The 8123-nt window shown below is 58.5% G+C and carries 11 protein-coding genes and 1 tRNA gene; 4 read left to right on the top strand and 8 right to left on the bottom strand.

Annotated features, from left to right (window positions below; translation table 11 throughout):
• On the top strand, positions 1–557 hold a 557-nt coding region (locus tag SMC3_RS09310), incomplete at its 5' end, for a PIG-L deacetylase family protein (protein ID WP_119089718.1).
• Positions 558–855: 298 nt separating this feature from the next.
• Here the strand turns inward: SMC3_RS09310 and SMC3_RS00800 are convergent.
• Together SMC3_RS00800 and SMC3_RS00795 are read right to left on the bottom strand one after the other, a co-directional pair.
• Entirely contained in the window at positions 856–1113 is a 258-nt protein-coding gene (locus SMC3_RS00800; protein ID WP_119086772.1) for a hypothetical protein, read from the bottom strand.
• Positions 1092–1508, bottom strand: a complete 417-nt coding sequence (locus SMC3_RS00795; RefSeq protein ID WP_119086771.1) for a DNA-binding protein — start codon at positions 1506–1508, stop codon at positions 1092–1094. The genes SMC3_RS00800 and SMC3_RS00795 overlap by 22 nt, the downstream gene beginning before the upstream one ends.
• Before the next feature lie 453 nt (positions 1509–1961).
• On the opposite strand from SMC3_RS00795, the gene SMC3_RS00790 reads away from it, so the two are divergent.
• Positions 1962–2960, top strand: a complete 999-nt coding sequence (locus tag SMC3_RS00790; protein WP_119086770.1) for an N-acetylglucosamine kinase — start codon at positions 1962–1964, stop codon at positions 2958–2960.
• A 108-nt stretch (positions 2961–3068) separates the two neighbouring features.
• Here the strand turns inward: SMC3_RS00790 and SMC3_RS00785 are convergent.
• A tRNA-Gln gene (locus SMC3_RS00785) sits at positions 3069–3143 on the bottom strand.
• Between the two features lie 66 nt (positions 3144–3209).
• Between SMC3_RS00785 and SMC3_RS00780 the strand changes: the two genes are divergently transcribed.
• Together SMC3_RS00780 and SMC3_RS00775 are read left to right on the top strand one after the other, a co-directional pair.
• On the top strand, positions 3210–3914 hold the full coding sequence (locus tag SMC3_RS00780) for a TraX family protein (protein ID WP_119086769.1): 705 nt from the start codon (positions 3210–3212) through the stop codon (positions 3912–3914).
• 57 nt (positions 3915–3971) lie between these two features.
• Positions 3972–4571 carry a hypothetical protein gene (locus tag SMC3_RS00775; protein WP_119086768.1) on the top strand — a complete coding sequence of 200 codons (600 nt, stop codon included), beginning with the start codon at positions 3972–3974 and terminating at the stop codon, positions 4569–4571.
• Positions 4572–4653: 82 nt separating this feature from the next.
• Here SMC3_RS00775 and SMC3_RS00770 read toward each other — a convergent pair whose 3' ends face one another.
• The 5 genes from SMC3_RS00770 to SMC3_RS00750 all read right to left on the bottom strand — a co-directional run bounded on the left by SMC3_RS00770 (position 4654) and on the right by SMC3_RS00750 (position 7851).
• The gene (locus tag SMC3_RS00770) at positions 4654–5397 is read right to left on the bottom strand and encodes a hypothetical protein (RefSeq protein WP_119086767.1); all 744 of its coding nucleotides are present in this window, start codon (positions 5395–5397) and stop codon (positions 4654–4656) included.
• Between the two features lie 82 nt (positions 5398–5479).
• Positions 5480–6100, bottom strand: coding sequence for a GNAT family N-acetyltransferase (locus tag SMC3_RS00765; RefSeq protein ID WP_119086766.1), 621 nt, complete (start codon positions 6098–6100; stop codon positions 5480–5482).
• 73 nt (positions 6101–6173) lie between these two features.
• Positions 6174–6452, bottom strand: a complete 279-nt coding sequence (locus SMC3_RS00760; RefSeq protein ID WP_119086765.1) for a hypothetical protein — start codon at positions 6450–6452, stop codon at positions 6174–6176.
• 18 nt (positions 6453–6470) lie between these two features.
• Entirely contained in the window at positions 6471–7436 is a 966-nt protein-coding gene (locus tag SMC3_RS00755) for a heparan-alpha-glucosaminide N-acetyltransferase domain-containing protein (protein WP_165846486.1), read from the bottom strand.
• Between the two features lie 97 nt (positions 7437–7533).
• Complete coding sequence (locus tag SMC3_RS00750; RefSeq protein WP_119086763.1) at positions 7534–7851, bottom strand: MGMT family protein; 318 nt, start codon at positions 7849–7851, stop codon at positions 7534–7536.
• Positions 7852–8123: the final 272 nt, after the last annotated feature.

Genomic DNA, 8123 nt, shown 5'->3' with positions numbered 1-8123 from the left:
CGATGACACGCGAACGCCTGGTCACGATCCGCAAGGACGAGGATCAGCGTGCCGGCGAGGCCATGGGTGTAGTCAAACACCTGTACCTGCCCTTTCATGATGGTCAGTTGCCCCACTGTGGGGAAACGACCGCAGCAATGGTCCGCATCATCCGGCAGGAACAGCCGGACGCTGTCCTGGCGCCCGACCCGTGGCTCACATATGAGGCCCACCAGGACCACCTCAACTGCGGCTGGTCGGCAGCAGACAGCTTGATCTACTGCAACCTGCCCCTGTATCTTCCTGAGCTGCCCCCTCACGACGTCCGCTTCATCGCGTTCTACCTCACCAGCAGGCCAAACCAGTTCGTCGACATCACGGCCGAGACCGAGGCGAAGCTGGCAGCCCTCAGCCTGTACAAAAGCCAGTTCACGCCCGAAACACTCCAGATGGCGATCGAGTATTTGGCACTGAAGAGCGCGGACGTCGGGGCCAGCCACGGGATGAAGCTGGCAGAAGCATTCAAGGTCCTGACCCCCCTGCACCTCCATACGAGCGTCGACTCGGAATTCATCTAGCATGGCTGTGGCGTACTATCTCGGCGTCGACAGAACCGTGGCTGACTGATCGACACGTCCAGAGCCGCTGAAACCTTCAACGCTGGAGTTGGTCCGGCATCATAGCTGGTCCGTTCCTAGCTTGCTGGGCCACGACACCAGACGCGTTGTCTTTGCTCTCAACTAGGCTGAACGCAGCAGAATCATCTCCTTAATGAAGATGCCATTCAATGTTATGTTTGTTAAACTGGCTCGAGCGATTTCATCTGATTCTGTCCGAATCAAAGAGTGGAGCGCCTGAGGAAGTGGCTCATTGGTGTCAACAAGTTTCAAGTCCGAGATCGTTAAAGAAGAGAGAGAGGCTTGCCATGGCTTCAACCAGATATCCGTATGCCACAGCCTCTTGTTTTGGCAACGAGGCACCAAATGCTGGGCCAGCAAGTAGCAGTCGCCATTCATTTGCGTCGTCGTAATAGTACCAAGCCGCCAAGCTAGGTGCTTTACCACCGGCGTCCAGTTCTTGGATCAGCTTGACTGAGTCGGCAACCTTACTCTCTACCAGTACCTTTTCACCCATTGGAATACCCCGTGATTTGGCTCATTCACAGCCTCCAGCAGTGCCGCAGCATGATCTTGATCCCAGAATGCATACCGGCTTTCTTCGTCCCAGTCTTTGGCAATCATCCAATATACGGCAAATTGAGTATCGGCTCTAATCTCCTCATTGAATTGAGGTCTAAGTCCCGCAGTTGACAACAGACTATAAAGATTGTGTGTGTAAATCGCTTTGATGAGCTCCTTGTCTGGAATCACGTTTGGCAGCATCTGCTTTGCTATGCAAGCCTTGAGCGCCAACTCGACAGCATAACCAGCAAGGTAGTAGGCCGATGAGAGACGATGGGCTTGAAGCAAGAACAGCGCGCCTTCCAATCGAACCTGCGCGAGTTTCTCAAGATCGCTCTTTGTCAGCATAGAGATCATCCCTGTATCTAGGCATCACAACAACAGTACTGATTAGCATGACACGTGGAGTTCTGGCTTCCTGCCGACCCGTGTGCATTTGACATTCATTCCCAATAAGCAAATGTTACTGCGGTCTTGGCCAAAATGCAAGAGCTCTGCAGTCCGCTTCGAGCGAATGTGAGAAGTGATGAGAAATGTCATCTAGGATGGTAACGGAGCCTCTTAGTTCTTGAACCATTTCCACTACCCATATATCGTTCAGCCGCGTTTCCGTCGCCGTTGTCACGGCAGCTAGCGCTCCACGACATGCAGACAGCATGATGAACCATGATATACTTGGCAGATGGAAACAGAGGGTGTTCCAAGCGTCAAACAAGAAACAGACGTATCAGACGTGAAAGGTCATCGGGAATCCCTCAACTTGCGAAGGCAATCAGGCAGTTCTAAAGGAGGAACACTAGCATGGCTGTGACGTACTATCTCGGCGTCGACGGGGGAACCACCAGGACGAAGGCTGTCATCGGTGACGATGCCGGCCATATCGTCGGATCCGGAGAAGGAGGAGCCTCCAACTACCAGATCGTGGGCCTCGAAGCAGCCATATCGGGCATCACCGACGCTGTTCATGAAGCCCTGACAGCTGCGGGTCTTTCGCTACCGCAGATCGAGCGTGCCGTGTTCGGACTGTCCGGCATGGATCTACCTAAGGACCGCGAGATGCTTAGTGCAGCTCTGACCACCACATTCCCCGGGCTGATCTTCGACCTCGTCAATGATACGTGGATCATGCTCAAGGCAGGAAGCGACAAGGGCTGGGGGATTGCCCTGGTATGCGGCGGAGGCGCCAACGCATGTGCCTGCAGCCGCGAGGGAACCTGGGTCACACTCCGGAGTCTTGGCTACGAGAGCGGCCTGCGAGGCGGCGGACTCGACATGCTGAGAGACATCCTGCACTATGCGTTTCTTTCCCACGACGGGACAGGGCCGAAATCCGTGCTGGAGCAGGCGGTATTGAACGTGACCGGTGCACCCGACTATGATACGCTGCAACTCCTGTTCCTCGAGGCTGTACAAGACACGGCAGGGCACGGAGAGCTGCTGCATCGGGCTCTGGCCATCGTACCGCTGGTCTTCGACGGCGCGACGGCCGGCGACGAAGTATGCAGGCGTATCCTCATGCTACAGGCAGAGTCTCTGGCGGAGGGGATCACGGGGCTGGTCCACAAGATGGGCTTCGAGCATGAGGTCGTCGATGTCGTCCTGGGTGGCTCGGTCTTCGGGGGCGGCAATCCTGCTTTCATCGACAGGCTGACACTCCTGACTCATGAAGTCGCTCCACTCGCACGGCTGCAGCCGCCACTGCTCGACCCGGTCCTCGGCGCATACGTGATGGCGTTGCAGACAATGGGCAAGTTTGACGCGATGACCACCTATGCGGTTCTCGCCGGCCAGGTGGTCTAGCAAAAACAGGCGGGACTGCTACACTGCGAATATGCCTCTGTCCTGAGGCTGTGCTGACTCGACCGCGTCAACCCAGGACCGAGGCAATTTGTCTGGGTCTGAAGAAGATGGCTGAGGCGGCTGGAGTCGAACCAGCAATTCATGGCTCCAAAGGCCACTGTCCTACCATTAGACGACGCCCCAACATGCGGCTGTACTGCAGTATTCTAGTGCCGCCTCGGGGGCTGTCAAGAAGAGTGAGGCGATGAATTGTCGACATTGACGAACGCCGATGAAGGTGCCTCCTCCCTGAGAGACGGGTGGCCGACACTCGAACAGTCTGACGCGCTCAAGCTTGTCGCCATTATTTCGATGACCATCGACCACGTGGGAGCCATTCTGCTACCACAGGTGGACTGGCTCCGCATCATCGGGCGCGTGGCTTTTCCCCTCTTCGCCTACCAGCTTGCCGCCGGTTATCTGCACACGCACGACCTCTCCCGTTATGTGCTCAGGCTTGCCATCTGGGGTCTCATTGCCCAGCCGGTCTACATGATCGCGTTCGGCGTGCGTCCGTGGACGCTCAACATCTTTGGCACGCTGCTGCTGGGACTGCTGGCTATCTGGGGATGGGATCACCGCCGGTGGTGGGCGGTCGTCCTTGCACTGAGCGTGGCCGCCATACAACTCTGGCTGCCGGCCGTTGGTCCGGATTATGGCCTCTATGGCGTTGTATTGTGTCTGACCAGCTTCGTTCTCTTTCAACACAGAGAGCAGCTCGCCATCGGACATGGACTCCTGCACGTGCTCGCCGGGATCCTGTTCTGGCCGTCCCAGGTGTACGCACTAGCCAGCATCCCATTCATCCTCTGGCCACCCCGGTTGCACCTGCGCCATCTGCCGGAGCTGTTCTATGCGTACTACCCGGCTCACCTCGCGCTCCTCGTCCTCGTCCGCTACCTGCTGGCACGCTGAAGGCATTGCTCGAGCAGTGGGCCGTCCTATACTAATGGTCACTAGCTGGAGGCAACCTTGAACCGCAAACGCATGCGTACATTTGTCACCATTGTCATCGTGCTCGCCCTCGTCAGTGGAGGCGCGGTCACGCTTATCTCGGCTCTGCGAAGCCCGACCGTGACTGGGCCCATCAACGTGCTGCCTGGCATGACGCTCAGCTCACAGGACTTCACGGAGACGGGGCTAGGGACAGCCGTCAGCATCGGGTACGCCGACCAGACCTTCGTGTTCTTCCCTGATCAAAGCACGAACGGCCAGGGCAAGGAACTGGCCACGGCAAAGAACGGTATCACCATCGATTTCCGTGATGGGGGTTCCCTGACGCTCCTCGGCGGGCAGTTCACCCCTGATCCGAATCATGTGCTGCGTAACCAGGCATATGCCTGGTACAAGGACAAGCTCGCTGCCACTGGACTCATCAATGACACAGGGACGGCAATCGTCGGCGAGGCCTCGGCACGGTACGACGATCCTGCTATCGCTGCCATGCTGGTACGCAAGAACAACACCGTGTTCACCATCGTTTACACGCTGAGCACCGCTGCCACCGGCACGGCGCCCCGACCGATCGTCGCTCTGGAAGCTCTCGCCCGCCTGCTGGCCTCACGCCTCTAGGTACATTCCTCGCCCGACCATATGGCGAGGCCGGCCGAGGGTATCCCGGCCGGCCAACGAGGAATGACTCGTCCAACGTCTACTAAGGCTGCTTATCCTCGGGCTTTGTCGGCTCGGTTGGCGTGATAGTCTCCATCTTCTTCTCCTCGGGAGGCACGACGGGGGCGCTCGTCCATCCCTTGGGTGTCGTACGACGTTCTGCCCATCTCTGTTCGCGCTCGATATGCCGCTGTTCGCGCTCGGCGCGTCTTGAACTGTGCTCACCGGGAGTACCGACGAAGAGGACGATGACGCCCACTGCCAGCAGGATCACTCCTGGAACCCAGGCAGCAATCCGGTTGAGTCCAAATCCCTCGAACCCCAGCCAGCCCTCGAACACGTACCCCAGTACCACGAAAGCAACGAGGCCGAGGGCAAGACTTCCCGCGCCGTCCCTGACGTGTCGCCAGTTGGCGTGCAATGTCCCATGGATGATGCCCGCGAGTCCTCCCGTGACGGGGAACACCAGAGCCCAGGCATATGCCCAGCTTTCCCATGTGCCAGTGATAGCCTGATACCAGAGCAGGGTGCCCACTGCCGCAGCCACAAGCCCGAACTCGGACAGACCCTCTCCCGCCCGGTCAGGAAGCACCAGGCCCACTACGAACAACGCAAGTCCGGGAATGATGATGTGCAGTGGCCATGACATGTCCGCCCAGCGCTGTGGAAGCCAGTTCAGGTCGATGCGAACATACTGCAATGCAAGGATGACGATGCCGGCGACGATCAGCAGAATGCCGACGTTCGCCATCGAGGAACGGGTCTTGCGAGTGTTCTGGTCAGTCATATCTTCTCCTTAACCTGGCAGCCGGTCTTCTGAGAACACTGACCGACTGTCCACCTTGTCTACGTCCATCCCCTGACAAAGGTTACTGCGAACCCGTCGCTTTACACTGCACTCCTGGAACAAATTCACGTCTCATGACCGTGGTCCTGCCGCGTGTGTCCATAGTTGTGTGGAACCCGAGCCGCTCAAACATTCCATACGTGCCCGTGAACAGAAACGCGTCCGCCTGTGGGCGTCCGTGCGTCGCCGTCGGCACAGCCTCCACGGCACGAGCTCCTTCACGCTCCATCACGCCGATCGCATGTCCCAGCAGCAGCTCCGCCAGCCCCCGGCGCCTCCAGCCACGCTGGATGAAGAAACATCCGACGAACCAGACACCTTCTGCAGGCCTGCCCTTGAACCTTGGTGAGCGTTCCAGCCGTGGCAGAGAAGTACGCGGCTCGAATGAGCACCATCCCACCGGCGTCTCTCCGTCGAAGGCAAGTATCCCGTGCACCATTCCGGTCTGGACTGCATGGCACAGTCGCTCATGCGCCACCTCGCCCTTCACGTCGTCCCAGCGTTCCACGCCCGCAAGCCGCCACCACCAGCACCAGCAGCCGCCGCATGCTCCATTCTTGCCAAATAGTGTTTCCAGCTGTGGCCAGAGTTCAGGCCCAAATTCGCGGCAGACAATGCCTGCAAGTGTGCCCGATGTGTCCATGTGTCACCTCGTGTGTTCTATAAATGTCCTGCAAAGTGCCAGAAACCCCACGCGAATTCCAGCCGGCACGCCTCTACTCGACGATTCCCCGGCGGCGCACGCGCTTTCCGGTCTGACTGTGGACCTCGAGTTCGTCATGATTTCCTTCCTGCTGGCACTCACAGCCCTGGAACATGCTCGCGACATCCCGTGCCTCATCAAGGCGAGATTGGACAGCCATGACCTGAAACATCCCTTCGAGACCCGTTGTCGCGCGGAAGAACGCGGTCATGCCCGCAGCTCCAAGAGCCTGAACGATGCGCTCGGCCTCAGCCTGCCCTGCAACAACAATGACTTTCGCGTACTCATCCATCATTCCTCCTTGCCGGCATCACAAGGTGACATAAAAATGCCTGCGGTCCAGCACCCACCCGATCCAGCTCAGCGTTCCAACTATGAACAGCGCCTCAAGAGCTACCAGCCACACGGGGGCTAGTTCGTACCAGCCGGGTATTCCAGGTGCAACGAATATACCCAGAAGAACGCCGTATATGACATAGAGCAACAGAGAGTTGCGCCCCCACTCCCTGAGGATGGGTATCGAGCGGCCAAAACGTTCGTCGAACATATGGAAACACCAGAAGATCAGGTCACTTGCGCCCAATGCGATCAGGACATAACTGGCTGAGACACGGTTCTTGCTGACCGGAACCACGAAAGCCAGAAGAAGACCCAAGACGAGGACGCCCGCTGAGGTCGCGGGGAACCAGCGCCTTCCCTTTGTGGCATCATGAAACAGGTCTCCCAGCGCGGTCGCCATGACCAGCATGGCCCCCCAGGAAAGGGCGCCTTCGAGTCCCCCGTGTGTGGAACTCAGGACGCTCGTCAGCCAGGAACTGTTGAGCTGAAACTGGTAGGCAACCAGCAGCAAGAGTCCTACCAGCCATCGCAGGCGCGCCGGCACCGCGATGAAGAGAAGGGCGACAAGCCCGGCGAAGCCGATAGCCTGCAGCACTCCCCAATCTGACCCGGCAGTGAGTCCCCAGACATTTTCCAGCACCGTGAGAAGCGCCCCAATGCCGATGAGAGCAAGGTTCCGGAACACGAAATGCTCGATGGTCGCGCGCCTGCCGTCTCTGATCAGCCTGGCTCGGAACGACGCACCAAATGTGAGTCCGATGGCCGCAATGAACATCGGCGCGATGATGTCGATGACGGTGAATCCTATGTCGGGGGCATGCTTCAGCCACGCTGGAACAACGTGGGGATCGGCCAGATAGTTGGCCAGCACCATGAGCAGGATGGAAAACCCTCTGAACTCGTCTATAGACTCCAGTCGCTGCCTTGCGTCGCTCACCTGATCCTCCCTTATGCTCAAGAGCATGGACGTATTTGACAGAAACTCAAGAACTCCTCAATGAAGGATATGCGTTGAGGAACTGCGCTGAGCGTCGCTAGGGTATCCAGAGATGGCGCTTCATGTCGACGCGCCCCTGCACGTCGAAGGTAACTCCCTCGCTCTCGAGCAGTGACCGCTGGACACCGGGCCCGCCAAACGTGTCCTCGGGGGACAGTTCACCCGTGACATTGATCACACGGTGACACGGCAGCCCTGATCTGACGGGCGCTGCCCGCATCGCCCAGCCCACCGTTCGGGCCGCTCCGGGACTGCCCAGGGCACGCGCGATGGCGCCATACGTTGTCACCTTGCCACGTGGTACCTTCGCCGCGATGCTCCAGACACGGTCAAATAGGGCGCCTGACTCCCTCATGTGGTTGCTTCCTCCGCAACGGATAGATCCCGCAGCGTGATGCGCACTGCATCAGAGAACAACACCCTTATGGTGTCGTCGAACAGATAGGTGTGCTCGGTTGTCTCACTCATGTCATGCTCCTCAGGATCCCCTCAACACATAGTGCTGACACGCACAGTATAGGCAAGGTGGATGACCGGCCAAGTTGCTTTGCCATCACCGTGGCGACGACCTTCTCCTCGATGGCCGAGCCTGCCACCGTATTCTGTGTATACTGTTCGGGTGCGTCC

Source organism: Candidatus Cryosericum hinesii (assembly GCF_003570985.1).
In the GTDB taxonomy this organism is placed as follows: domain Bacteria; phylum Caldisericota; class Caldisericia; order Cryosericales; family Cryosericaceae; genus Cryosericum; species Cryosericum hinesii.
Note: the sequence above shows the minus strand (reverse complement) of the source record. Positions and strands in the feature narration are given on the sequence as shown.

Coding starts and splice junctions, on each gene's coding strand:
- SMC3_RS00800 (WP_119086772.1), bottom strand. CDS start 1,113: ATGGGTGAAAAGGTACTGGTAGAGAGTAAGGTTGCCGACTCAGTCAAG.
- SMC3_RS00795 (WP_119086771.1), bottom strand. CDS start 1,508: ATGCTGACAAAGAGCGATCTTGAGAAACTCGCGCAGGTTCGATTGGAA.
- SMC3_RS00790 (WP_119086770.1), top strand. CDS start 1,962: ATGGCTGTGACGTACTATCTCGGCGTCGACGGGGGAACCACCAGGACG.
- SMC3_RS00770 (WP_119086767.1), bottom strand. CDS start 5,397: ATGACTGACCAGAACACTCGCAAGACCCGTTCCTCGATGGCGAACGTC.
- SMC3_RS00765 (WP_119086766.1), bottom strand. CDS start 6,100: ATGGACACATCGGGCACACTTGCAGGCATTGTCTGCCGCGAATTTGGG.
- SMC3_RS00760 (WP_119086765.1), bottom strand. CDS start 6,452: ATGGATGAGTACGCGAAAGTCATTGTTGTTGCAGGGCAGGCTGAGGCC.
- SMC3_RS00750 (WP_119086763.1), bottom strand. CDS start 7,851: ATGAGGGAGTCAGGCGCCCTATTTGACCGTGTCTGGAGCATCGCGGCG.